22 protein-coding genes and 4 pseudogenes are annotated in these 24,648 nt (G+C 52.5%); 9 read left to right on the top strand and 17 right to left on the bottom strand.

What is annotated here, in order from left to right:
* Positions 1-64 precede the first annotated feature (64 nt).
* Both NB647_RS07200 and NB647_RS07195 read right to left on the bottom strand, forming a co-directional pair.
* Entirely contained in the window at positions 65-2,209 is a 2,145-nt protein-coding gene (locus NB647_RS07200; RefSeq protein WP_269282647.1) for an FUSC family protein, read from the bottom strand.
* On the bottom strand, positions 2,202-2,666 hold the full coding sequence (locus NB647_RS07195; protein ID WP_269263921.1) for a MarR family winged helix-turn-helix transcriptional regulator: 465 nt from the start codon (positions 2,664-2,666) through the stop codon (positions 2,202-2,204). The genes NB647_RS07200 and NB647_RS07195 overlap by 8 nt, the downstream gene beginning before the upstream one ends.
* Before the next feature lie 214 nt (positions 2,667-2,880).
* Between NB647_RS07195 and NB647_RS07190 the strand changes: the two genes are divergently transcribed.
* The gene (locus tag NB647_RS07190) at positions 2,881-3,483 is read left to right on the top strand and encodes a DUF2589 domain-containing protein (protein WP_269263920.1); all 603 of its coding nucleotides are present in this window, start codon (positions 2,881-2,883) and stop codon (positions 3,481-3,483) included.
* Between the two features lie 184 nt (positions 3,484-3,667).
* Here NB647_RS07190 and NB647_RS07185 read toward each other — a convergent pair whose 3' ends face one another.
* The 6 genes from NB647_RS07185 to NB647_RS07160 form a co-directional block, all read right to left on the bottom strand.
* Positions 3,668-4,834: a metallophosphoesterase gene (locus NB647_RS07185; RefSeq protein WP_269284766.1), complete on the bottom strand. Its 1,167-nt coding sequence runs from the start codon at positions 4,832-4,834 to the stop codon at positions 3,668-3,670.
* Positions 4,835-4,991: 157 nt separating this feature from the next.
* Positions 4,992-5,501: a (R)-mandelonitrile lyase gene (locus tag NB647_RS07180; RefSeq protein WP_269282646.1), complete on the bottom strand. Its 510-nt coding sequence runs from the start codon at positions 5,499-5,501 to the stop codon at positions 4,992-4,994.
* Between the two features lie 14 nt (positions 5,502-5,515).
* The gene (locus NB647_RS07175) at positions 5,516-5,668 is read right to left on the bottom strand and encodes a hypothetical protein (protein WP_269282645.1); all 153 of its coding nucleotides are present in this window, start codon (positions 5,666-5,668) and stop codon (positions 5,516-5,518) included.
* Positions 5,669-5,722: 54 nt separating this feature from the next.
* Complete coding sequence (locus NB647_RS07170) at positions 5,723-6,466, bottom strand: carboxymuconolactone decarboxylase family protein (protein WP_269263917.1); 744 nt, start codon at positions 6,464-6,466, stop codon at positions 5,723-5,725.
* Positions 6,467-6,529: 63 nt separating this feature from the next.
* Positions 6,530-7,525 carry an aldo/keto reductase gene (locus tag NB647_RS07165; protein WP_269284763.1) on the bottom strand — a complete coding sequence of 332 codons (996 nt, stop codon included), beginning with the start codon at positions 7,523-7,525 and terminating at the stop codon, positions 6,530-6,532.
* Between the two features lie 33 nt (positions 7,526-7,558).
* On the bottom strand, positions 7,559-8,641 hold the full coding sequence (locus NB647_RS07160) for an NAD(P)-dependent alcohol dehydrogenase (protein WP_269282644.1): 1,083 nt from the start codon (positions 8,639-8,641) through the stop codon (positions 7,559-7,561).
* A 237-nt stretch (positions 8,642-8,878) separates the two neighbouring features.
* Here NB647_RS07160 and NB647_RS07155 point away from each other — a divergent pair, with 237 nt between their 5' ends.
* Positions 8,879-9,796, top strand: coding sequence for an AraC family transcriptional regulator (locus NB647_RS07155; protein ID WP_269282643.1), 918 nt, complete (start codon positions 8,879-8,881; stop codon positions 9,794-9,796).
* Positions 9,797-9,932: 136 nt separating this feature from the next.
* On the opposite strand, the pseudogene tatC reads toward NB647_RS07155, so the two are convergent.
* The 6 genes and pseudogenes from tatC to NB647_RS07125 all read right to left on the bottom strand — a co-directional run bounded on the left by tatC (position 9,933) and on the right by NB647_RS07125 (position 15,190).
* Positions 9,933-10,499: pseudogene (gene tatC / locus NB647_RS07150) on the bottom strand (twin-arginine translocase subunit TatC).
* 40 nt (positions 10,500-10,539) lie between these two features.
* Positions 10,540-10,734, bottom strand: coding sequence for a hypothetical protein (locus NB647_RS07145; protein ID WP_269282642.1), 195 nt, complete (start codon positions 10,732-10,734; stop codon positions 10,540-10,542).
* 2 nt (positions 10,735-10,736) lie between these two features.
* Positions 10,737-10,928 (bottom strand): Sec-independent protein translocase subunit TatA/TatB, encoded by a 192-nt coding sequence (locus tag NB647_RS07140; RefSeq protein WP_269284760.1) that lies wholly within the window; start codon positions 10,926-10,928, stop codon positions 10,737-10,739.
* A gap of 87 nt (positions 10,929-11,015) precedes the next feature.
* A pseudogene (locus tag NB647_RS07135) lies at positions 11,016-12,152 on the bottom strand (aldo/keto reductase).
* A 195-nt stretch (positions 12,153-12,347) separates the two neighbouring features.
* A pseudogene (locus tag NB647_RS07130) lies at positions 12,348-12,989 on the bottom strand (SDR family NAD(P)-dependent oxidoreductase); the annotation flags it as partial.
* A gap of 569 nt (positions 12,990-13,558) precedes the next feature.
* Positions 13,559-15,190, bottom strand: coding sequence for an FAD-dependent oxidoreductase (locus NB647_RS07125; RefSeq protein WP_269282641.1), 1,632 nt, complete (start codon positions 15,188-15,190; stop codon positions 13,559-13,561).
* A gap of 247 nt (positions 15,191-15,437) precedes the next feature.
* Here NB647_RS07125 and NB647_RS07120 point away from each other — a divergent pair, with 247 nt between their 5' ends.
* Positions 15,438-16,067: an NAD(P)H-binding protein gene (locus tag NB647_RS07120; RefSeq protein WP_269284757.1), complete on the top strand. Its 630-nt coding sequence runs from the start codon at positions 15,438-15,440 to the stop codon at positions 16,065-16,067.
* Between the two features lie 161 nt (positions 16,068-16,228).
* On the opposite strand, the gene NB647_RS07115 is transcribed toward NB647_RS07120, so the two are convergent.
* Positions 16,229-16,561, bottom strand: a complete 333-nt coding sequence (locus tag NB647_RS07115; protein WP_269282640.1) for a hypothetical protein — start codon at positions 16,559-16,561, stop codon at positions 16,229-16,231.
* Between the two features lie 310 nt (positions 16,562-16,871).
* Between NB647_RS07115 and NB647_RS07110 the strand changes: the two genes are divergently transcribed.
* Both NB647_RS07110 and NB647_RS07105 read left to right on the top strand, forming a co-directional pair.
* Entirely contained in the window at positions 16,872-17,156 is a 285-nt protein-coding gene (locus NB647_RS07110; protein ID WP_269282639.1) for a hypothetical protein, read from the top strand.
* A 242-nt stretch (positions 17,157-17,398) separates the two neighbouring features.
* Positions 17,399-17,755 (top strand): DsrE/DsrF/TusD sulfur relay family protein, encoded by a 357-nt coding sequence (locus tag NB647_RS07105; protein ID WP_269263910.1) that lies wholly within the window; start codon positions 17,399-17,401, stop codon positions 17,753-17,755.
* A 120-nt stretch (positions 17,756-17,875) separates the two neighbouring features.
* Here the strand turns inward: NB647_RS07105 and NB647_RS07100 are convergent, their stop codons facing one another.
* Complete coding sequence (locus NB647_RS07100) at positions 17,876-18,856, bottom strand: TDT family transporter (RefSeq protein ID WP_269282638.1); 981 nt, start codon at positions 18,854-18,856, stop codon at positions 17,876-17,878.
* A gap of 108 nt (positions 18,857-18,964) precedes the next feature.
* Here NB647_RS07100 and NB647_RS07095 point away from each other — a divergent pair, with 108 nt between their 5' ends.
* The 4 genes and pseudogenes from NB647_RS07095 to yfaE all read left to right on the top strand — a co-directional run bounded on the left by NB647_RS07095 (position 18,965) and on the right by yfaE (position 24,078).
* Positions 18,965-19,846, top strand: coding sequence for a LysR substrate-binding domain-containing protein (locus tag NB647_RS07095; protein WP_269282637.1), 882 nt, complete (start codon positions 18,965-18,967; stop codon positions 19,844-19,846).
* Positions 19,847-20,230: 384 nt separating this feature from the next.
* Positions 20,231-22,517: pseudogene (gene nrdA / locus NB647_RS07090) on the top strand (class 1a ribonucleoside-diphosphate reductase subunit alpha).
* 89 nt (positions 22,518-22,606) lie between these two features.
* Positions 22,607-23,737: a class Ia ribonucleoside-diphosphate reductase subunit beta gene (nrdB, locus tag NB647_RS07085; protein WP_269282636.1), complete on the top strand. Its 1,131-nt coding sequence runs from the start codon at positions 22,607-22,609 to the stop codon at positions 23,735-23,737.
* Entirely contained in the window at positions 23,737-24,078 is a 342-nt protein-coding gene (gene yfaE / locus NB647_RS07080; RefSeq protein WP_269282635.1) for a class I ribonucleotide reductase maintenance protein YfaE, read from the top strand. Before nrdB ends, yfaE begins: the two co-directional genes overlap by 1 nt.
* A gap of 132 nt (positions 24,079-24,210) precedes the next feature.
* On the opposite strand, the gene NB647_RS07075 is transcribed toward yfaE, so the two are convergent.
* Positions 24,211-24,582, bottom strand: a complete 372-nt coding sequence (locus tag NB647_RS07075; RefSeq protein ID WP_269263904.1) for a DUF1622 domain-containing protein — start codon at positions 24,580-24,582, stop codon at positions 24,211-24,213.
* Between the last annotated feature and the right edge of the window lie 66 nt (positions 24,583-24,648).

Here is a 24,648-nt window from a genome sequence, read left to right as displayed (position 1 = left end):
TAGTTTGTATGCAAAATATTAAGGTCATAAATGTTATCATTTCAACTAGTGATGTCAATAGTTTTCACCGTGTCGCCGGCTTATCCGGTTCAGGAGGAATTTCAGGCATTTTCTTTGCCTGATCCTTTTTCCGGTTGCCGGCAGTTGACGGGGAATAGGGCAATGCGTCCGGAAAGAGATCGCGCCTGATACCGGCCAGTGCCGCGATGGCCTGATTCTGCTGGAGACGGGATTCGGTGTTGGCCATGCGGTAGAGTGTCTGGTCGATTTCATGCAACAGTTCTTCTGTCGCGGCATCCTGCGATTTTTTCCCCTGTCGGTAGTAGTCCGCAAGTCGTTCGAGGACAGGACGGACGCTCATATGGTGACGTTCCAGTTTTGTTTCGGTGCGCAAAAGCCGTGTCATGTTCAGTCCGACACGCAAATCGGAAAGGATGTTTGTCGCGGCGACGAAGCCGGGATTTTTCGTTCCGCCGGTTTTGGTCGCCAGAGCCAGACGCGGAGCCAGCAGACTGATGCCGTCGACCATTTTGACGGTTACGGCGATAGCGGAGGGGGCTTTGACAGCTTCGCCGAGCTTCGTGATGTCATTCCAGATGGAATGGACGAGTCGCTGGATGAGTGAATCGACGCTGGCTGTCCTGAATATGGCCATGAACAGGGCAGCGGATCCCACGCCGATGGCCTGGCTGATCTGTGAATTGATATAGGAAGTCATGTTGGCCGAACCCATATCGAACATGGTCAGGGTGGCCAGTACGGTGAACATGAATGGAATGACCTTGACGGCGGTTGCCGGTTTGGCAAGATAAGTGCCGAACCAGATCAGGAAAGGAGCCAGAAGGAGTACCAGCATTTCAAAGCTGTGTGCTGACGGCAGAAGCCAGAGCAGATAGATTCCCGATACGGGGCTGGACATGAGGGTATAGAAGAACTGGCTCTTGAGGATGGGAACCGGATTGTCGAATGTCGAGAAAAACATGCAGTACATGCCTGCCATCATCGGGGCGGCAAATCCTGTCGGCCAGCCGGATGCCGCCCAGAAAAGGCAGGATACGATCATGGACATGGCGGTGGCGAAAGCGGACGAAAGCGCAAGGCGGCGATCTACGTAAAGCGTCATGGTCGAAACCTTGGTTTCGCGCATTTCCGAAGGGGGCATTTCACCTTTTAGGCCGATATTGACTTTTCTGCGGAGATCGAAACAGTCTTCGCATGCATCCACCAGACGGTACAGTTCACTGGAAAGATTGGCCAAAAGCATGTCTTCCCAGTGCGATTCGCCATTGATCGACGGTGTGAAACGGTCTATCCGCCGTCTGAGGCGGATGGCGTCTCCCGGGTCCGTGTTTTCGGCACCACGCGTGATCCATTCGGCGATATCATCCAGAAGTTTTTGCCATTCTTCGGGCAGTTTTCCGCTGTTGCTGGTATGAAAGACGTGCAGTCTGTCTTCCACAGCCGACAGAATCGGGACGAGAACGGAAAATCTGTCCTGCATCGATCGGACGATATTGGTTGTCCAGCGGACATTGGTCGTATCGTATGGCAGATGGGTGGACATGATCCTGAGTTCGGTAATGGCCAGAGCCAGTTTGTTCAGGTCCAGCTGGCTGCCCGTTTCGGCCTGTCTGGCTGTCAGGATGTTTTTCACCCATTGCTGTCCGTCATCCAGAACCTGGTCGAGGCGCTGGAGTATGATGTCGCCGATTCCCTTGGGCAGGACAAGGCTGTGGACGACGGTGGAACAGAGAACACCCAGTATGATTTCTTCCGACCGGGCCACTGCCACATCGAAAATGGAAGAAATGCTGAATGCCGTCATGTCGGCCATTGCCGGCATGGCGACAAATCCGACGGTATACCCGCCCAGCAGAAACGCATAGGCTCGCGGAGTTCTGTCCATCAGTGACATGAACAGGCAAAATCCGAACCATCCCCCGATGACCAGTGCGAACAGACCCGTGTAATTGACGAAAGTCGGAATCAGTATCACGATCGCCAGTGCGCCGATAACCGTGCCGGTGACCCGATAGACCGCTTTCGAACGGACGGCACCGGCCATTGGCTGAGAGACGACATAAGCCGTCAGCGGTGCCCAGAACGGACGGGGAAGTCCGATACGGAATGCCAGATACAGTGCCAGCATGGCGGCTGCAAAACATTTGAGCGAGAATATGAATTCGTCGCGTGTCGGTATGTTAATCATGCTGCTTCGATGCCGTCTTGTAATTTTCTATGGATTTTCCAAGAGTTCTGAAAACGTGCATGCAGACGTCGAGTTCGGTATCCGTCAGTCCCTGCAGGAGCTGGCGGCGTAACGGAATCAGGGCCATTTCGATTTCCCTGGCCTTGTCCCGTCCTTTTTCCGTCAGAAAGAGCAGTCTGGCACGGCGGTCGTTTGCGTCTTCGTGGCGCTCGAGAAGACCGGCGGCGACAAGCTGGTCGATCAGTCTGACGACAGAAGACGGTTCGATTCCTACCGCATCGGCGATGACGCCGGGACGTACACCATCACCCAGCCGGCTGATGGCGACAATGGGCCAGGCGATGGCCTGGGTCAGTCCGAACCGGGAGGCGAACCTGTCACAAACGGCTTTATAGGCTCGCGATACCTGCGTCATTGTGATCATCAGTTCCATGAGTGAAAGATCGTTTCCAGACATATTTTTTTTCAATTTTAGATTACTAAAAGTTCTGACGCATATTATTCGCGTGCGAAGTATATTGTCAATGTATATCCGGTTTTCCGAACAAGTCGGAAGTCAGACAAGTTGTTGATATTCATTGATTTTCAAAAATGCCGCCAGGAGAGTTGGCTGTTGCAAAATTGTCCGTGGCATTGCATGATTTGGTTAACTCAACAAAAGGAGATGTCAGGTGACGGACGAAAAGAAAAATGCCGGTAATCCATTTACCGGTTTGCCATTGGAGATTCTGATCGGGGAGGTTCTGCGGGCAGCGACGGAAGCATCGGAGCAGGTAAAGCGATCGGGGACGGAATATCCGGATCTGGCAGACCCCGGAAAAGGTGATCCGGAAAAATCGAAAACAGCTGTTTTTTCATTCAGGAAAACAGGAATCGTTCGGGATGGAGAAGAAACGGAAGAACTGGTGGAGATACAGGCCCCCCTGTTGTCGCTGGTTCCCGTTCCGTCAATGACTCTGGATGAAGTCAATGTCAACTTCGACATGGATGTGGTTCCGTCAGTCACCGGTCAAAAGACTGATGAGCGGGAACCGGCAGCAGGTCTTTGTCGTATGGGGCCTTTTCGGGTATCCGTGAAAGGAATTGCTGCTACCACGGCACAATACGGGAATGATCCGGGAGCGCCGTCGAGATACCATGTCGATGCATTGCCGGAAAATGGGCAAATGCCCGAAGGCCTGTCCCGTATGCTGGATATTCTCGGTAACGCTGCAAGTCCAGATGAATCCGTCGGGAATCCGGTTGTGAAAAAAGACAGGGATATCGCCGACTGATGTTTTCCGGACGGATACGATGTTTGCCATGCCGGATGCAGGACAGTGGCGGGAATCCTTCCGGTGTTTCCTTCATGAACCGGTTCGGCCGGATGGCCGTATTCCCGCAAACGGTGATTCCGGGAATTTCAGATGCAGCCTGCTGAAAGGTTCGGAATCGAAAGGCCGTTTTCCCGGATGGCTTTCAAGGTTTTTGTCTGTCCGGTTCCGGATGGTGACGGGCCGGGGTGTGCAGTACGATTTCCGTGATTTCCGACGGTTTGCCGAGCCGGACGGGAAAACCGTTCCAGAGGCCGGTCCCATTGCTGACGTAGAGTTGCATGTCGCCTACCCTGTAGAGTCCTGAAACATATCCGTCATTGGCCATTCGGGTGATCCAGTGAATACCCAGAACCTGTCCGCCATGTGTATGTCCCGAGAGCTGGAGGTCAACGCCCGCGCTGGCGTAGGTCGAGGAACCTTTGGGCTGGTGTGCCATCAGGATGACGGGCAGATCGCCAGGTGCACCGGACAGGGCTTTTCCGATGTCCGGTTCGGGTAGTCCGAAATTGGCGGCAACCCTGTCTGTCACACCGGCCAGTACCAGAGCGCGATCCCGGTCGGCGATCAGGACATGTTCATTACCTAGGATATTCAGGCCAAGTCGCCTGAATGCTTTCATCCAGTTGATGTAGTTGGAATAGTATTCATGATTGCCAGTTACCGCGAAAACGCCGAGCCGGGCCTTCAGATCGGCCAGCGGAGCAACGTCGGGTGCGCGGTCGATGGTACTGCCATCGACCAGGTCGCCAGTAATGACAATCAGGTCGGGGTTCAGGGCATTCGTCCTGTTCACGACCGCACGGATCCAGGTGGCCTGGAAAAGCCGGCTGGCGTGCAGGTCCGTGAGCTGAACCAGTTTCAGGCCATCCAGTTCGGCCGGAAGTTTCTCAAGAGTGATATCGATCCGGCGTACATCGGGAATGCGAACGGCTTGCCAGACACCGACAGCCGAAAGCAGCAGGGAGGCCATGCCAAGGCCGAGCATCCAGCGGTAACCGAAAATGATGCTGACCGGGATGAGGCCGGTTTTGTGTGCAGTCCAGAGAAAAAGGGAAACAATATCCCTGATCAGCAGAAAACCGGCCAGGAGAATGAATGCACCGAAAAGCCATCCACCAAAAGCGAGTACCGGGAAGGGGACCTCCGGCGATGCCATGCCGCCGAGAAAAAGACGGTTGACGAGATGGTATTGTGAAACCAGCAGAATAACGAATGCGATCAGCCATTTCCAGAGGGTTCCGACAGGAAGCGGAGGAACGAAACGCCCGATGACATAAAGTCCGATCAGGGCTGCGAAAACATGAAACATAACCAACAGATTGTCCGGTTGTGAAAAAGGGATTTATTGTAAAACAGGATGCCGTTTGCGGCAGGTCTGCTGTTTGGGGGAGAACAGGCGGATAAAGCATACAGATATGCTCCAGTCGCCTGTTTCGGTGGATAGGATGATCTGGACACGGGAGCTCTCATCGGCCACGATATTGTTCATCCGTCACTTTTTCAAGCCATTCGACGTTTTTGCCATGAACGTCGCCTGTAATGGCCATATGTGTCATGGCGCTGTCCGGTTTGGCTCCGTGCCAGTGCTTGATGCCGGCCGGACACCGGACAATATCCCCGGTGTGAATCTCGACGATCGGTTTGCCCCATTCCTGTGTCAGCCCGATGCCGGACGTCACGATCAGAGTCTGTCCGGCCGGGTGGGTATGCCATGCCGATCGCGCTCCCGGTTCGAATGTCACGGTAGCACCCGATGCAGGCAGTTCTGTTGTCGGTGTAAACAGCATGTCCACTTTGACGTTGCCGGTGAAATAACGGTCGGATCCGGTGAAAGACTGTTGTGTGCCGTTGCGGGTGATTGTCTGGTGCAGGGATTGTCCGGCGATATCGGTTGTATGACCGATACCGGCTGTCGAAAGAAGTGCAGTGAAAAAGAGGGTTGTTACCAGAACCCGTTTGCTGATTTTGCTTTTCATTTGGATGGTTTCCTTCAGAATTCCTGTGCTGTCGCACGGAGTATGATTTCATTGACGGAAGCGTTTTCAGGCTGCGATATCGCGTGGGCGACGGCATCGGCAATGGCTTCACCGATGCCGCTGCCATCGCCTGTTATGACGACGACTTTGTTGCGGATATTTTCCATTGTTTTCTCCCTGAATTTGCGGGTATTCTGGCAACGGGTTTCATTCGCAAATGATCAGCGGTTTTCTGCCCGGTTTTCCTGCACTCTGGCGTAAACTTTTCTGGCCATGACAGCTTCCCGGGTCCCGACCTTCTCGTTCAGAACCGAAAGCAGGTTTTCCATTTGCGTTCCTGTCACGCCGACGTTCATGGCCGCGCCCATATGGAACTGCAACTGTCCTTCCGTACCGGTCATGGCGGCCAGTGCCGAAACGGTGGCGATTTCACGACTGGAATAGTCCAGAACTCCGCGTCCGAAAATGTCGGCGAAAAGATGTTCTTTCAGAAACGTATCGATACCGGGGGCGAAAATCTGGTAACCGCTTTTTGGAGGCAGCGTGGATATGCCCGCCAGTTTCATTCTGACTTTTTCCCCGTATTCGTCGCGGTCCGTTCCCGCTGGCAGAACCGCGGGTTCCTCGCCGGCGATGTCTTCGATACCTTTCTTTTGCCGTTCGCTGATGACATTCATGAAGGTGTTGATGCCATTCAGGCTTCTCGGAAAGCCGGTGTAGGCATACATCTGGATCAGGATTTCCCGGATTTCGCTGACGGTCAGGCCGGCGTCCAGCCCCTCGTTCAGGGCCGTTTTGAGTTTTTCCAGATTACCGTTGGCGGTAAAAGCGGCGATTGTGACGATTTTTTCCTGCCGGAGATTCAGCGCTTTTTCTTGATAAGCATTCATGGTGTCTGCCTTTGCACAATGGAATATACTGCACAGCGCGATAGCGATACTGGCCAGTATATTCAAACATTTCATGTCAATCCGTTTCATTTTTGTGTTCACTTTAGCCATAAAGACCGGATGCCGGGGAGATTTCGATCAGCGGCCGGTCAGTTTTTCCAGTTTTTCGGGATATCGCGCACCGGTCAGCCGGATTTTCGATGCGGCATAATCGATTTCGAGCAAATCACCGGCGTCAAGCACGATGTCGGTCGCACCGATGTTTTCCTCCAGACGCGACAGTTTTGTCGTCCCCGGAATCGGAACGATCCAGGGTTTTTGCGCCAGCAGCCATGCCAGTGCGATACGGGCCGGTGTCGTCTGTTTTTGCCCGGCGATTTTTCTGACCAGTTCGACCATGTCCTTGTTTGCTTTCATGGCTTCCTGCGTGAAACGCGGCAAAACGCTTCTGAAATCGGAAGGAGAAAACGTGGTTTTTTCGTTGAAAGAACCGGTCAAATAACCTTTTCCGAGCGGGCTGTATGGAACGAAACCGATACCGAGTTCTTCCAGAGTCGGGAGTACTTCTTCTTCGGGTTTTCTCCACCAGAGAGAGTATTCGCTTTGAACGGCCGTGACGGGACAAACGGCATGGGCCCGGCGAATCGTTTGCGCTGCCGCTTCGGACAGGCCGAAGTACCTGACTTTGCCTTCGGCGATCAGATCACCGACCGTTGCGGCGACCTCCTCGATGGGAACATCCGGATCGACCCGGTGCTGGTAGAACAGATCGATCGTATCCACATTCAGTCTTTTGAGCGATGCTTCTGCGACTTCCCGGATATGTTCCGGCCGGCTGTCCAAGGCTGTCCATGCTCCACCATTTGACGGATCGGGTCTGAAACCGAATTTGGTGGCGATAATGACGTCTTTTCTGAAAGGGGCAAGCGCTTCCCCGACCAGTTCCTCGTTCGTGAACGGCCCATATACTTCGGCGGTATCGAAAAAGGTGATACCGCGTTCGACAGCACCACGGATGACCGCGATCATTTCCTGTTTGTTTTTGGCCGGACCGTAACCGAAGCTCATTCCCATACAACCCAGACCGATGGCCGATACTTCCGGACCGTTCTTTCCCAGTTGACGTTTTTGCATCATGTTGTCTCCTTTGTCTGTTGCCCGCTTGTCCTAGTCCTGACGTACGTTTTGGCCGATGTTTTTCCCGGGACCGGTCAGGGATGACATGTCGATGACGAACCGGTAATGGACGTCCGAACGTTTGAGCCGTTCGTAGGCCTTGTTGATTTCGTCGATGCGGATCATTTCACATTCGGGCAGGATGTTCTTTTTTGCACAGAAGTCGAGAAGTTCCTGTGTCTCACGGATTCCTCCGATGGGCGATGCGGCGATCCGGCGCCGGCCGAGTATCATCGGAACGGTGGAAATGGCGCTGACAGGCCCGACTTGTCCGACAATGACAAGGGTGCCGTCGATATCCAGCAACGGCATATAGGGATTGAGATCGTGTTTGACCGGAACGGTATCGATGATGAGATCGAAAGCGGATTGCGCTTTTTCCATAGCCGTCGCATCTGTTGAGACAAGAAGCCGGTCGGCTCCGACAGCCAGAGCATCCGCTTCCTTGTTTTTCGTACGGCTGATAACCGTTACGTCCGCACCCAGTCCGGCCGCCAGTTTGACGGCCATATGACCCAGGCCTCCCATTCCGATGACACCGACACGGCTACCCGGGCCGACATTCCATGTCCGCAGGGGAGAGTATGTCGTGATGCCGGCGCAAAGCAGCGGAGCGGCTTTCGACAGGTCCAGACCGTCAGGTACTCGCAGGACAAATTCTTCCCGGACGACGAGATGTTTGGAATAGCCGCCGTAAGTGACCTCATGTGTGATTCTGTCGTAGGCGCTGTATGTTCCGGTCATGCCTTCGCGGCATAACTGTTCCTCGCCTTTTCTGCACTGGTCGCATTCCATGCAACTGTCCACCATGCACCCGACGGCAACAGCATCACCGGTTTTGTAGCGGGTGACTCCGGAGCCGGTGGCGATGACGCGTCCGATGATTTCATGGCCGGGCACGATGGGATAGATTGTCCAGTCCCAGTCATTTTGCACCATATGCAGGTCTGAATGGCAGACACCGCAGTACAACACTTCCATGGCGACATCGTTTTCACGCAGATCGCGTCGTTCGAAGGAATAGGGAACCAGAGGAGAGTCCGGCGAATGAGCGGCGTAGCCAAATGTTTTCATAATAACCTCTTGATGACGATGATCGGATTTTCGGGTTTGCACGACAGTTGAAAAACAGCGTGTTCCGGCATGAACGGTCAGGCAGAACGTTTCATGACAGGAAAATAGTAATGTCGCGGTCTTGAAAAAATAAGATATGAAACTATCTGGTTCTTGCCTGATTCTCTCGGTAAATGGCAAAATCCGGGAGAAGGCCTATTTGATATGATGACTGGACGAATTCATAAGGAGGATGCCATGCCTGAAAACAGCCGTGCCGATCTGGCGGAAAAGAACCGCCTGCTCAGGGAAAGGTTGCTGAAATGGTTGCCGGAACCGGGCGAATACCAGACACCCATTCAGGGATTTTCCTTTTTCCGTCATGATGATTGCGCATCCTGCGAAAACTGTTTTTACGATCCCGCGGTCGGTGTGGTCATTCAGGGAAAGAAACGGTCCATTGTCGGAAGCCAGGAGTATTTCTATCATGAAAACGACAGTCTTTTGAACAGTGTGGATCTGCCGAGCCGGAATTACATTCTGGATGCCTCGCCGGAAAAACCGTTTCTGGGGATGGGACTTAAAATCGACAAATACATTGTCAGCCAGTTGATGACGGAACTTCCCATGCAAGCGAAGGTTATCGATGAGCCGGTCAGGAAGGGGCTGAGCGTTACGCCGATCGAAGCGGATATTCTGGATGCTTTCGTGCGCTTGACGGAGCTTCTGGACAATCCCGAACAGATTCCCGTTCTGGCTCCGATGATTGTGCGTGAAATCCACTACCGGCTTCTGACGGGACCTCGCGGCAAATATCTGCGGGCCATCAACACGACCGGAACGAGGGGAAGCCGTATCGCACAGGCGATCACATGGCTTAGAAACAACTACAAGGAACCTTTGCAAGTTGATGAATTGGCGAAGAAAGTCAATATGGCGACTTCGACATTTCATCGGCATTTCAAGCAGATCACGACACTTTCTCCCTTGCAGTACCAGAAACGCCTTCGGTTGTATGAAGCGCAGCGGCTGATGCTGGTGGAAAACGAATATGCCTCGAATGCCTGCTTGGCCGTAGGCTATGAAAGTCCGACGCAATTCAACCGGGAGTACAAGCGTCTGTTTGGCGAACCGCCTGCCCGCAATATCCACAAAACCCGTGAGTTGCAGGTCTGATGTGCGGGCAAAGGATGTGACATCCTGTCAGACTGGAGTGGTTGCAGGTGCCTGCACTGCCGGAAGGTATCAGTGGCAGACTCGGTCGGAAAATGTCAGGTCTGATCGGATTGTTTGACGGTTTTTATGTTTTTATTCAATGGAGATATTTATTTTCATAAAGTAAATTATCATCATTTTCCGACATGTTTTGTCGGTCTGTTTCGGGTATTCTTCCACCGGTTTTCACGTTGATATTTCCGGACAGAATCAGTCCGAGTTCAAAAAGCAGCCAGGTCGGAATGGCCATCAGGATCTGGCTGATGACATCGAGTGGTGTCAATAGTGCGGCAATAATCAGGATGCCCGTCATGATGTAGGGCCTTTTCCGGGAGAGTGTATCCCCGGAAACGAAATCGAAACGGATTGCGATGAAAACCAGAATGGGAGTCTGGAACATGATTCCGAAAGCCAGCATCATCATGCCCGCCAGAGACAGGAAATTTTCCAGCCCGAACTTGGCCTGCAGTTCAGGCGAATAGAAACTGCCGGCAAAATCCATCAGAAGCGGCAGAACACAGACCGTGCAAAAGGCGATTCCCGAAAAAAACAGAATGGGTGAAAGCGTGATTTATTTGCCCGGTGGCTTGCGTTCATTATCATACAGGGCCGGTAACAGGGATTTCCAGAACTGGAAGATATTGTACGGATAGGCAAAAATCATGGCGGGAATGAATCCCGGCCTCAGTTTGACCCAAAGTGCCTCAAGGGGGAAAATAATGAAGTTTTCCGATGTTTTCAGGAAAACTCCATTGAGTCAGCTGATTGATGACATCCGGCGTTATCCAGTATCCAACGGGATAGCCAAGAGCTGTCGCTACAATACATTTCAGTAATGTCTTGCGTAGTGCTTCAAAATGGAAAACGAGAGATTCCTTGCCAAAAACGGATGATGTCATGTTCAGCTTTCCTGTTTTTCTTTTTCACTTTCGAGTTCGGCCGTTTTTTCCGCCGCTTTCAGAAATTCCTCTCCCTGATGACTGATTTCCTCTTTCGCTTTTTTGAATTCATGTGTTGCCCGTCCCATGACACGGGCCAGTTCAGGAATGCGTTTCGAACCGAAAACCGGAAGGATGAAGATACCGATTAGAATGATTTCTGAAAAAACGAGTGAAATTTTTTCTCCTGTAAAACTTTAGAAAATATTTATAATTTATTGATTGATATTGAAATAAAAAATTTATTTTCCAACCTGTCGTTGTTCTGATGGCGGGTAACGGTCTCCTACGATCCGGATTTTCGGGACGGCGTTTTCGAGATCGCTGATTTCAGTGGCAGTCAGTATCAGGTCTGTATAACGGATGTTCTCTTCCAGATGTGACAATTTGGTGGTTCCCGGGATTGGGACGATCCAGGGTTTTTTGGCAAGCAGCCAGGCCAATGCGATTTGTGCAGAGGTTACGCTGCGTGTCCGACCGAATTCGTTCAGAACCTCAACCGGTGCCAGATTGGCGCGGATCGCTTCCGGTGTGAATCTCGGCAGGATATTCCAGTTGTCGTTTCCCGAATTGAATCGGGTATATTCATTGATAGTTCCGCCGAGAAATCCCTGTTGATCGGGCTGTATGGAACAAATCCGATACCGAGTTCTTCCAGTACGGTAAGAACGTCTTTTTCCGGGGTACGCCACATCAGGGAATATTCGCTTTGTATGGCGGTGACAGGGCAGACGGCATGGGCCCGGCGAATGGTTTCCGGACTGACTTCGCACAGGCCGAAATGTTTTGCCTTGCCTTCGCGGATCAGATCGGAGACGGTTCCGGCCATATCTTCAATAGGAACTTGCGGGTCGAAACGGTGCTGATAAAACAGGTCGATTCTGTTGGTTCCCAGTCTTTTCAGTGATGCATCCGCCACTTTGCGGATATGTTCGGGGTGGGAATTCAGTCCGGTCTGCTTTCCTTTCGCATGTTCGAAGCCGAATTTGGTGCTGATGGTGATCCGGTTCCGGACGGGGGCCAGTGCTTCTCCCGTCAATTCTTCATTGATATTGGCCCATAGGTTTCTGCGGTGTCGAAAAGCGTGATGCCATTTCGACAGCCTGACGGACCAGCCGGGTCATGGATTTTCTGTCCGGATGTATGCCACGGTGGTAATTCATTTCCATACAGCCGAATCCGAGAGCGGATACGGTCAATTGACTTTTTCCGGTACCCAGTGTCCGTTTCCCGGACAATACGGGCCATTTGAAATCATGATCGTCGTGAACGGCAATCGTCTTTTGGGAAGAAGTCGCCATGCTGATTGCCGGTATGGCGGAAATGGCAACGGCAATTCCGGCAAGTGCACCGGTTTTGAGAAATTCCCTGCGGCTCAGATGCGGGGAACCGGAACGGGAGAGGGATTCTTTTGTATCGTTTTCCTTGGAAGTCTTCATGGCAGGGTATTTTCTGAATAGTCGGCCGGTTTGCTTATTTGACCGTGTAGCCGCCGTCAACGGCGATAGCCTGACCGATACTAGGCTGGCGGCAGGGCGGCATAGCCAAAGTACGGCACGCGCGACTTCTTCCGGGCGTTTAGGCCTGCGGTTTGACAATTCTTCGATCAGCGCTTTCAGGGCTTCGGGTTCTCTCTCGGTCATCGTTTCAAGCATCGGTGTCTGGATAATGCCCGGACATGCAGCGTTGATATTGATTCCTTTTGCCGCATATTCCAGGGCGGCGCTTTTTGTCAGACCGATAACTCCGTGTTTCGATGCTTGATAGACGCCTCTTTCCGCGATGCCGATCAGCCTGCCAATGGAAGAGCAATTGACGATAGCCCCGCTTTCCTACTGGCGCATTTGCCGGAGTTCGTATTTCATGCAATTCCATATTCCACGCAAATTGATGTTCATGACACGGTCATATCCTTCACTGCTGGTGTCGGCGGTTTCCGCAACAGGGCTGTTGATGCCGGCATTGTTATACGCTGCATCCAGACGTCCGCAAGAAACCACGATTTTTCCGATCATGGTCTTGACTTGTCTTTCGTCCGAAACATCACACTGGATGGACATGGCTTTGAACCCCTGTTTCACGAGTTCTTCCGCCTGTTGGGCCGGCTCGTTGATATCGGATAAAACAGCAATGGCACCTGCCTGTGCAAATGCTCTGGCCGTGGTCAGTCCGATTCCCCAGGCAGCTCCTGTGACAAGGGTTACCTCGTTTTTCATGAAAAAGTCCGTTTTTTCCCCTCGGTTTTCATATGCTGTTCCATATGTCATTGTTTTCAACAATATAATTCCGGGAGAAAATGCCGGGATAGATGGGAAACTCTTTCATTCTTGCCTGTTTCTGTCGTGGGGACATGAAGCAGGTATTATTCGAAAAAAGAAAAGCGTGATTTTCAGGTTTGGTGTAATGAACCGGGTTCCCGGCTATTTGCCGTCATATTTCCGGTACCGGGAGAGAATTTTTGCTGAGAGAAAAAACGATCGTCCAAAATGGACAAGGACTATTACATAAGGGAAGATTTGAACCTGGAACGATGTGCACGGAGTGTGGCGTCCTGATTGTTATCTGGTTTTTCACGAAAACCGTTTCGTTGCGTGAAGGAAAGAGGACGGAACAGTTTCCGGTCAGGGGTTTCAGAGATATTTTCCGTTTGACCGGATTATGGGGATATCGGGAACTGTCGATGGCCAGAATTCTTTTGACGATCTTTCCGGATCGTGTAGCGGACGGTGGTACAGATGGAGTACTGGATCACCGTCCGTCACCCGATAGGTGTTTCCGGAGATATTCACTTGATCAGGGTGGAGAGCCCGCCGGCAAGACTGGAGACATCGAATCCGTTCTGTTTGAGAACACGGGAAGCGAAATAGCTGTTCTTGCCGAGCGCACAGACGGTGACGACAGGGCGGGTCTGGTCGATTCTGTCGAGATTGTCTCTTAACACCGTCATCGGGATGTTCACGGCACCGGGTACAGGAGAGGCATCGGCGACAGGTTTGCCTCGGACATCAATGATTTGCACACCGGCATTTGCCGGTAACCGGGATACCGTCCGGACAAGACCGTCACGCTGGTTGCAGGCGGCAAATCCGGCAATGTTGACGACATCTTTTGCCGAACCGAATGGCGGTGCGTAGGCTAGTTCAAGATGACAGATATCCTCGACGGTCATTTTTGCGGTGATCGCGGTCGCCAGTACGTCCAGCCGTTTGTCCACTCCCTGTGTCCCGACCGCTTCTGCACCGAGCAGAATACCGGTGTCCGGATCCCAGAGAATCGTCAGGGTGAGCATCTCGGCTCCCGGAAAATAGGAAGCGTGATGAAAATCATTGACGGTTGTGATGCCGTACTGGCGTCCGGCGGCTTTCAGGCGGTTTTCCGTCCAGCCTGTGGAACCGGCCGCAACGTCGAAAACCCGGACAATCGCCGTTCCGAGCGAGCCGGGATAAGGACGGGCCTTTTCCCTCAGAAACAAATGATCGGCCGCGACACGTCCCTGACGGTTTGCGGGGCCACCCAACGCAACGGAAACCGGACCGCCAAAAACCCGATCGGTTGTTTCCACGGCATCGCCTGCCGCATAAATATCGGGATCGGATGTCTGCATGAATTCATTGACGACGATATGACCGCGTTTTCCCAGTTTCAGGCCGGCGTCACGGGCCAGTCCGGTATCCGGTTCGATACCGATCGAGAGGATGACGATTTCGGCCTTGAGTGTTTTGCCGGATGCCAGACGGCATGAGAGTATCTTGCCGCTGTCTTCGAATTGCGTGACTTCGTCGTTCAAGAACAATTCGATACCGTGACCGGCCAATGCGTTTTCCAGGGGGATGGCCATTTTCGCATCCACTTGCGGAAGAACATGAGGGCCTTTCTGGACGATTTTCACTTTCAGTCCCTTGCGATGCAGCTGTTCGGCCGTTTCCAGCCCGATGAATCCGGCACCGATGACGACGGCATTCATACCGGGGGTGGTATCGGCGATAATGCGGTCCATGTCGGACAGGTTGCGCAAGGTATGGATCCGGGGGTTGTTAACACCGGCAATCGCCGGTATGCGGGGGCGGGCCCCGGGTGCGAGCATCAGTTTGTCATAGGAGATCCATTCCTCGGTCTGTTCAGACAGATTCCTGACCAGTACCCGTTTATTGTCCCGGTCGATCCGGATGGCTTCGCACCGTGTACGGGCATCTACGTTGAGCATGGCTTTCAGCGATGCCGGCGTCTGTACGGCAAGTACGTCACGTACCGGAATTTCTCCTCCGATGTGGTAGGGGAGGCCGCAATTGGCGAATGAAACATCGTTGCCGCGTTCAATGAGAGTGATTTTTGCCGTTTCGTCCAGTCTTCTTGCACGGGCCGCGAAAGATGCCCCTGCGGCAACGCCGCCAATAACCAGTATCTGCATGGGATTCATCGGATCTCCTTTTGATAATATATAAAAAAATATTATATTAAAATATATATTATTGGAGCAGCTGTCAAGCGTCGTTGCCGGGAAAACAGGTATCTGTATGGCGGTGCCGGTCCGGTAAGTGAATGAACGAAAACGGGATGATGTCGCCGGAGCAGGTACGGTATGGTTCACGGAGACTGGTAAAATGATCGGCGCATTCGCCAATGCGGGTTATTCATTCGTTTTTATCGGGGAAAAACACTTATTCATGAAATTGTTGATAGCAGGTGCGACAGGACTGGTCGGGCGTCATGTACTGGAGAAAGCGCTTCATGACGAACGGGTCAGGGCGGTTATCGCACCTGGACGGCAAGCGGCAGGCATTCATCCGAAACTGTTTTCGCCTGTCGTCGATTTCGATAATCTTTTGGCCGGTGAAAGCGGGTGGCAGGTTGATGCCGTCATCTGTACATTGGGCACAACAATGAAAAAGGCTGGATCGAAAGAGGCGTTTTATCGTGTCGATCATGATTATCCACTGGCTGTGGCGCGTCTTGCGAGAAAACACGGAACATCGTCGTTTGTCCTGACGTCGGCTGCCGGTGCGGATGTGTCGTCCCGCTTTTTCTATTACCGGGTGAAGGGCGAGGTGGAACGGGAACTGGCCAGTATGGGATTCGAGTCCCTGACGTTCGTCCGTCCCGGGTTGATAGGAGGCCGGCGCGATGAGCCCCGTCCTCTTGAAACGTCGCTGGGGCTGGTCAAGAAAATTCTTCATCCGCTTCTGCCGAAAAGCTGGCGGATCAATCCGGCGGAAAAAATAGCCGACAGATTGCTAAAAGCCGCTCTGGCATCGAAGGCAGGAACGCATGTCGTGACGTCGGAAGAGATGGCATGAACCGCTCGTGTCCGGTTTGCCTGAATTGCCGGTTTCATGATTCGTGGGTGATCCCGGGGTTATGCGGGTCGGCTCGCTTCCTGTTCCGGTGGCGATATTCCGTTTAACCGTTCCCTATTCAAGGGAACCGCCGGTACGATATGCCGGGATACCGGAAAAATTCAGTGGAGTCTTTTCGAGAGCGCGATACCGCCGCCATACATGTCACTGAAAAAATTCAGGGCTGCCTCGTCATAGGCTTCGCCTGCCTTGACAGTGATTTTTCCCTGGACTTCAAGCAGATAGCCTAGTTCGGCCAGTTTCCGAGAAACAGGCAAAAGCCTTTGCAGTTCCACCAGGCTGTTGGTGATGGCGACAGCGTCTTCTGCTATTTCGCGATGCTGTTCTTCTGTCAGTTCATCTACTTTTATGGAAGTGTCGCCTTCTTTTTCAGATTTCGATTTCAGACACATCGCCAGAAATTTTTCTATCTTGTCTTTTAGCTTGTCTGTCATTTTTTTCTCTCGAAATACCGATAAATGAAGTATAGCAAGCGGACAGGACTATGTGCAGGTTTATCCTGTATTTATGCCAAGCGGCAGGCATATGCATGCCGGTTTGCCCATCAGGTGATGCGGGAAGTGAATGCAGCTGTTGGGGAGGGGCGAAAAGCGGTTTTTCGAACAAGTTTCATATCCGCCCGGGAAACGGTTTGTTTTGATCGGAAACAGACAGATATTTTGCCGGTCGCCAGAATACGGGAGTGATGAAGATGGTGAAAACACATGAAACGGAAAGTGATGCATGGTCTCAAAAAACTGTTTGATGAGCAGATCGCCTGCATCGGAAAAGTGTTTTCCGGCCCGAAAAAAGCGGAATGAATCGGCGTTCGATGGCGAAAGGACGGCAAGGAGAAAAACCGATATCCGGCTGGCCAGCATACATTTCAAGCTGTCTGAAAAACGCGAGTGTTGTCCGGATTTGACGAAAACTTGGTTTCTGCCGGATTGCCGGGAAGGTATCACCGGATTGCTCGTCGGTTTAAGACAGGTCGCCGGTGAATATCCGCTGGAACGTAAAATGGTGTTGGGGGAGATCGCCCGATTTTGAAAAATTTGCACGTATAGGTATGAAAATTCTCTGAAAGTAGGAGAAATGGTAAAGTGATCGTCATTGACGTCCGGTTTTTAGCCGAAATATGTGAAAGAGTATTTGCATCCGTTCGGCGCTTCTGGTTGAAATCACGGAATGGCTTTCCGGATTGCCGAAAGCCGGGGAAACGGAATCGGCAGAAAATGATGTACAGCCGGGCTGGATGTTGAGAAAACGGAAATCTGAAGGGAGGAAAGATCATGAAAATATTGGTCATTTTCAATCGTGAACCTTACGATTCGACTGATGTGACCTGGAATGGACTCAGACTGGCAGACACATTGCTGAAAAACGGTCATGAAGTGCGGATTTTTCTCATGAACGATTCTGTCGATATGGCCAGGGATGTTTGCAAGCCGCCTGAAGGCTATGATCAGGATTTGTCGCATATGTTGAAAGAACTGATTGCGAAAGGGGTTGCCGTCAGAGTTTGCGGTACCTGCATGGCCCGTTGCGGTATTTACAAAAACTATCCTTATTTTGACGGGGCGGAAAAGTCCACCATGCAGGCACTTTCGGAATGGGTCGTCGACAGTGACAGGATCATGACGTTCTGACTGGCATCGGCCGGTGTGACGGAACAGGGCTGTTACAGGCAAAGCCGATTTCTTTCCGGATATGGTGCGGGTTCCGGTTGTTCTGTCCGGTCACGGAAATTGCCGGTTTCCTCGATGCGGCTATTTGGCCGGGTTTTTCCGGATGACGGATATTCTGCGAGGGAACAGATAGTTCAGGACGAATCCCAGGGAAACATGGGCAATGACCAGGGTTGCGATAACGGCTTCTCCGTTTGCCAACAGATGGAGCTGTCTGGCGTATTCGGCAGCCTGGGGGTACTGTGCGACCAGATTGGCCATTTTGTAAAGCGCTGTCGCACCGATTGCCATCGGGAAGGTAAATGCGGCATGACCGGGCGAAAATGGCAGTTTCATCAGCCGGAAAAAAGCGAAGTAAACGAACAGGGTCATCAGCAGGGCGATACCGAGTAGAACGGCGCAAACCAGAAGAGACGGTTCTTCCACGATGCTCAGATAACCGGTCAGCGAAAGGCTGGCGGGAGCGGCCATGATCGCAATGGTCGGTTTGGCGGCATCCGGGACTTCACTGTGGAAAACAAGGCGGTAGACCATGAGTGGCAGCATGACCAGATAGCTTGCCAGACCGATAGCCAGCAGTATCAGGGCCAGTTCCGTATAGGCCTTGCCGGGGCAGGTCACGTCGGCCACAATAATCCCTACCGGCGGAACGAACCAGCTTGGTACCATATGGTTCAGTTGCCAGTCTTTCGCCCGGTGCCAGATGAAAAGGGCCAGTACGACAAGGTGTACGGTAACGGCACCGAACCAGAGGATTTCTCCCGTTGAGGGAAAAAACTGCCCGAGCGCTTTCGATACGACCATCGTGGCCATGGCGAACGTCGGGACGATGCTGCCGGCAACGGGATGTTTCAGGTCCCGATTCAGGGTATCGGGGTGGAACAGGAAGCGGATCGATACCAGACACAACAGAAAGGCGGCGATCAGCGCACCCAGATTTTGCCCGTTTCCGCCGAGCGGAAACAGATTCTCGAGACATCCTCCCATACTGGCGATTCCCAGTGCCAGACCGGCAACGGGTGTTGGAATTTCCCGGACTTTTTGATGGATGAGTGTCAGCATGTCATTACCCCGATGATGGTTATCCTGTTTGATGGTTTGGATTATAACGATGGGGTATCATTTGGAAAATCGAATTAATTCTGACATGATGTTTAGAAAAATTAAACGATGAATGTTACCTTTAAACAGTTGTCGGTCTTCGTTTCCATTGCCCGCTATGGCACCATGACCCAGGCGGCGGAAGCATTGTTCATGACAAAGGGAGCCGTTTCGCAGGCACTGGCGGAACTGGAAAACCAGCTGGGAGTGCGCCTTTTCGACAGGCAGCGTGCGCGGCTGCATATCAATCATGAGGGACGGAAACTGTTACCGGTTGCTGATGAATTGCTGGCGCGGCTTTCAGGCATCGAACAGCTGTTCGGTGACAGCGTGTCCGAGATGCGGCTTCAGGTCGGTTGTACCCGGACTATCGGCAGCTATGTTCTGCCCGATATGTTGCAGGCGTTCGACCGGGAAAACGGCTGTTTGCCCGGGGTTGTCATCGGCAATTCGCAGGAAATCGGCAACATGATTCACCGTTTTGACATCGATATGGCTCTGGTGGAGGGGGCGGTCAGCGATCCGTATCTCGTTTGCGAACCGTGGGTGGAAGACGAGATGGTTATTGTCGCCGGCAGGCATCATCCTCTGGCGCGGAAAAAGTCCGTCACATTCGGGAAGCTGAGTAGGGAACGGTGGTTGTTGAGGGAACCGGGTTCCAGCAGCCGTGCTTTTTTCGACAATCAGCTGGCACTGTATCTCGACAATCCGTGTGTCTCGCTGTCGCTGAACGCCTCGGATGCCATTTTATCCTGCGTTTACAACAATCTGGGGCTGACTTTCATATCCAGTCGCATGCTCGAACAGCCGCTTTATGCCGGCCACTTTGTCACGCTTGATCCGGGAAAGCGTTTTTTACGCCGGTTCACGATGTGTTATCACCGGGACAAGTATATTTCCCCGACACTGGGAAAGTGGCTGCAATTCTGCCGGACATGGTGTATGACCTGACTGGCGTTAGGGGAATGTGCCGGTACCGTTCGGTTAGCGGCTTTTGTCCTGCAGGAAATTGAGCCAGATCAAGTTTTCTGAATATTGCCATCAGGCAATTTTTCTGTATGGCGCATTTCCCTTTTTTCGTTGAAAGGGGCGTCTGTACTGGGTTTCCCCTGTGCAGGAAGATGGTTTTTCCTCCGGTTTCCAGATGTTTTCCGCGTTTGCGGTGTCAGCAGGAATTGCAGGCTTTTGTTATTCTGGTTCCCCATTTTTTCCGGAACAGTGTCTCCGGCATTAAAACGGGCGTGTCCGGCACAAGCATTCAGAAGGCCGGCATCGCACCAGATGCTGCTGCCTGCCGGATATGACGGAATAACTGAATGGACGGAATAACGGACAATGAATCGCAATCTGTTTGTCACCAAGCGTGACGGAAGAAAAGAACGTATCGATCTGGACAAGATACACCGGGTGCTCGACTGGGCGGCGGAAGGGCTGCATAACGTCTCGGTTTCGCAAGTGGAATTACGTTCCCATATCCAGTTTTATGATGGGATCCGTACGGCGGATATCCATGAAACCATTATCCGGGCGGCGGCGGACCTGATTTCGGCCGATGCCCCCGATTACCAGTATCTGGCAGCGCGTCTGGCGATTTTCCACTTGCGTAAAAAGGCGTTCGGCCGGTTCGAACCACCGAAACTGTATGACCATGTGGTCCGTCTGGTGAAAATGGGACGTTACGACCGCCATTTGCTGGAGGATTACACCCCCGGGGAATTCGCTGAAATGGACGGATTTATCGATCACTGGCGCGACATGAATTTTTCCTATGCTGCCGTCAAGCAGCTGGAAGGGAAATATCTTGTCCAGAACCGTGTGACGGGAGAAATCTACGAAAGTGCCCAGTTTCTCTATATTCTGGTGGCGGCCTGCCTGTTTTCCCGCTACCCGCGCGAAACGCGGCTCGATTACATCCGGCGTTTCTATGAAGCTGTTTCCACTTTCAGGCTTTCCCTGCCGACGCCGATCATGGCGGGGGTCAGGACACCGACCCGGCAATTCAGTTCCTGTGTACTGATCGAATGCGGCGACAGTCTGGATTCGATCAATGCGACATCCAGTGCCATTGTGAAATATGTGTCCCAGCGGGCCGGAATCGGAATCGGTGCCGGCCGTATCAGGGCACTGGGCAGCCCGATCCGGGGAGGGGAGGCGTTTCATACCGGATGCATTCCGTTTTACAAGCTTTTCCAGAGTGCGGTCAAATCCTGTTCACAGGGGAGGTGTCCGGGGTGGGGCGGCGACAGTTTACTATCCGTTGTGGCATCTTGAGACGGAAAGCCTGCTGGTGCTGAAAAACAACCGGGGCGTTGAAGAAAACCGTGTACGCCATCTGGATTACGGTGTCCAGCTGAACCGCCTGATGTATCAGCGCCTGATAGAAGGAGGAGACATCACATTGTTCAGTCCGTCGGATGTCCCCGGGCTTTACGAGGCTTTCTTTGCCGATCAGAATGCGTTCGAACGCCTGTACCGGCAGTACGAGGCCGACGGCACGATCCGCAAAAAACGGGTGAAAGCTGTTGAGCTGTTTTCCCTCATGATGCAGGAAAGGGCATCGACAGGCCGGATTTATATCCAGAATGTTGATCACTGCAATACGCACAGTCCGTTTAATCCGGCGGTCGCCCCGGTTCACCAGTCCAATTTGTGTCTGGAGATCGCGTTGCCGACGAAACCGTTGTCGGATCTTGGCGATGAGAACGGTGAAATCGCGTTGTGTACCCTGTCGGCGTTCAATCTGGGGGCCATTGAGTCGCTTGACGAACTTGAGGAACTGGCTTCTCTGGTCGTGCGTGCGCTGGATGCCCTGCTTGACTATCAGGATTACCCGATTCCCGCCGCCCGGCGCGGTGCGATGGGACGGCGTGCACTGGGTGTCGGTGTGATCAATTTCGCCTATTATCTGGCCAGACATGGCATGCGTTATTCCGACGGCAGTGCCATTGGCCTGACACACAGGACGTTCGAGGCGATCCAGTATTACCTGCTCAAGGCATCGAATGCTCTGGCGAAAGAGCGGGGCGCCTGTCCCTGGTTCGGGGAAACCACTTATGCACAGGGTATCTTGCCAATCGATACATACAAGAAAGATCTGGATGACCTTTGCGACGAGCCGCTTCATCACGATTGGGAGGCACTGAGAAACGATATCCGGCGGTATGGCTTGCGGAATTCGGCACTGACGGCGCTGATGCCTTCGGAAACGTCTTCCCAGATTTCGAATGCCACGAACGGTATCGAACCGCCGCGCGGCCATATCAGTATCAAGGCGTCGAAAGACGGTATATTGCGGCAGGTCGTGCCGGAATACGAACGGCTCAGGGACCGTTACGAGCTGTTGTGGGATATGCCGGACAATCAGGGATATCTCCAGCTGGTCGGTGTGATGCAGAAGTTTGTTGATCAGGCGATTTCGGCCAATACCAACTACGATCCGTCGCGGTTCCCTTCCGGAAAAGTGCCCATGACGCAATTGCTGAAGGACATTCTGCTGGCTTACAAGCTGGGAATCAAAACCCTCTATTACCAGAATACCCGTGACGGTGCGGAAGATGCACAGGACAATCCGGTTGCGGGACAACCGGATGACGGTTGCGATAGCGGTGCCTGCCGGATCTGACAGTTGTCTTGCCGTTTTTTTCCGGACAGGAAAGTTTGCCGTCATGCCGGAAGTACGGAACAGGTGGCGATGATGAAAGGTTATTTTTTATGGCTTATACCACTTTTTCACAGAACAGAAACAATCCCTTGCTTGAACCAATGTTTTTCGGACAGCCCGTCAACGTGGCCCGTTACGATCAGCAGAAACACGGGATTTTCGAAAAACTGATCGAAAAGCAGTTGTCCTTTTTCTGGCGGCCGGAAGAAGTCGATGTCTCGCGCGACCGCATCGATTACCAGTCGTTGCCGGAACATGAAAAGCATATTTTCATCAGCAATCTGAAGTACCAGACGCTGCTGGATTCGATACAGGGCCGCAGTCCCAATGTAGCGCTTTTGCCGCTGGTCTCGATTCCGGAACTGGAAACGTGGGTGGAAACCTGGTCTTTTTCCGAGACGATCCACTCGCGTTCCTATACGCACATTATCCGCAATATCGTCAACGATCCGTCGCTGGTGTTTGATGATATTGTCGGCAATAAAAATATCATCAGGCGTGCCAGGGACATTTCGGTGTATTACGATGATCTGATCAGGCTGACCGGATATTACCACTTGCTGGGCGAGGGAACCCATCAGGTGAATGGCGAAACGGTAAAGGTCAGTCTGCATGAGCTGAAGAAGACGCTCTATCTGTGCCTGATGAGTGTCAATGTACTGGAAGCCATCCGCTTCTATGTCAGTTTTGCCTGTTCTTTCGCGTTTGCGGAACGGGAACTGATGGAAGGCAATGCCAAGATTATCCGGCTGATCGCCCGTGATGAGGCCCTGCATCTGACAGGGACGCAGCATATGCTGAACCTGATGCGTTCCGGAACCGACGATCCCGAAATGGCCGAAGTGGCGAAGGAATGCCGCCAGCAGTCTCATGACCTGTTCGTTCAGGCGGCACTGCAGGAAAAGGAATGGGCGGAGTACCTGTTCAAGGACGGTTCCATGATCGGACTTAATCGGGATATCCTCTGCCAGTATGTGGAATATATCACCAATATCCGCATGCAGGCCGTCGATCTGGATCCGCCTTTTGCCCGTCGTTCCAATCCGATTCCATGGATCAATGCCTGGCTGGTATCTGACAATGTCCAGGTGGCACCGCAGGAGGTGGAAGTCAGTTCCTATCTGGTGGGACAGATCGATTCGGAGGTCAATACCGATGATTTGAGCCAGTTCAGACTCTGATGGAATCTTCCCTGAAAATATCCGTTTTTGCCGACAGTACCGGTGAGGGGCAAAAACGGGAGGAACTGGCCGGGATGGATGAGGGGTATCGGGTTGGTCTCGCCGCCAGCGGCCGGGAGTTCCGGTATTCCGGTGAAGGAGAGGGTACATTGCTCCGGTTTCTGGAAAAGCGGCATGTGGCGATCGAATACCAGTGCCGTTCCGGTTATTGTGGCGCTTGTCGGTGCCGGCTGGCAGAAGGGGGCGTAAAGTATTTGACGAAGCTGCTGGCTTTTGTTGGAGAAGGAGATGTGTTGCCCTGCTGTTGTATTCCTGCCAGTGATATCGAGCTGGATATCTGACCGGTTCGTTGCTGCCGATTGGTTGCTGTTGGTGATGAGGGCATGCATGTTTCCATGTTTTCCGGTGCGCTTCGATATGTCGCAAACGGTAATGGCGGGCTATCGGGGCAGGAAAGAACAAGGCAGTTCCGGTTACGAGAGATTTTGTTCTGTTTTCTGAACGGAAAGGTGTTTTTCCTGTATGTCGATTTCACGGGTCAGGAAATAGTTCAAAAATGTCCGGATGAGGGCGATGCCGAAAAGTTTGACCAGACCTTCGATATCGGGATCGACCGTCGTATTCAGGATATCGGCGGCAAGCTGGAGTTCGAGCGCCAGCAAAAGCCAGCGACCGAATGTGAGTTTGATCGCCGGATTGGCGGCAGGTTCCTGACGGGATTTCATGGCGATACAGACAGTCAGGATGAAACCGGTGAAAACACAAATTGCCGAAGCGGTTTCCAGTACGAATTGCAGAATGCCGACTGCACCAACAAGCCATTCCTTCAGAAAAGTGATATCCATGACGGTGAATCTCCTGGCAGTTTCGAAAAGAGACAAGGCCCTGTTCAATTCGACAGATAAACAAAA

The sequence above is a fragment of the Oxalobacter aliiformigenes genome (genome assembly GCF_027116575.1).
Classification (GTDB): domain Bacteria; phylum Pseudomonadota; class Gammaproteobacteria; order Burkholderiales; family Burkholderiaceae_D; genus Oxalobacter; species Oxalobacter aliiformigenes.
This window is presented reverse-complemented; position numbering and strand designations above follow the sequence as displayed.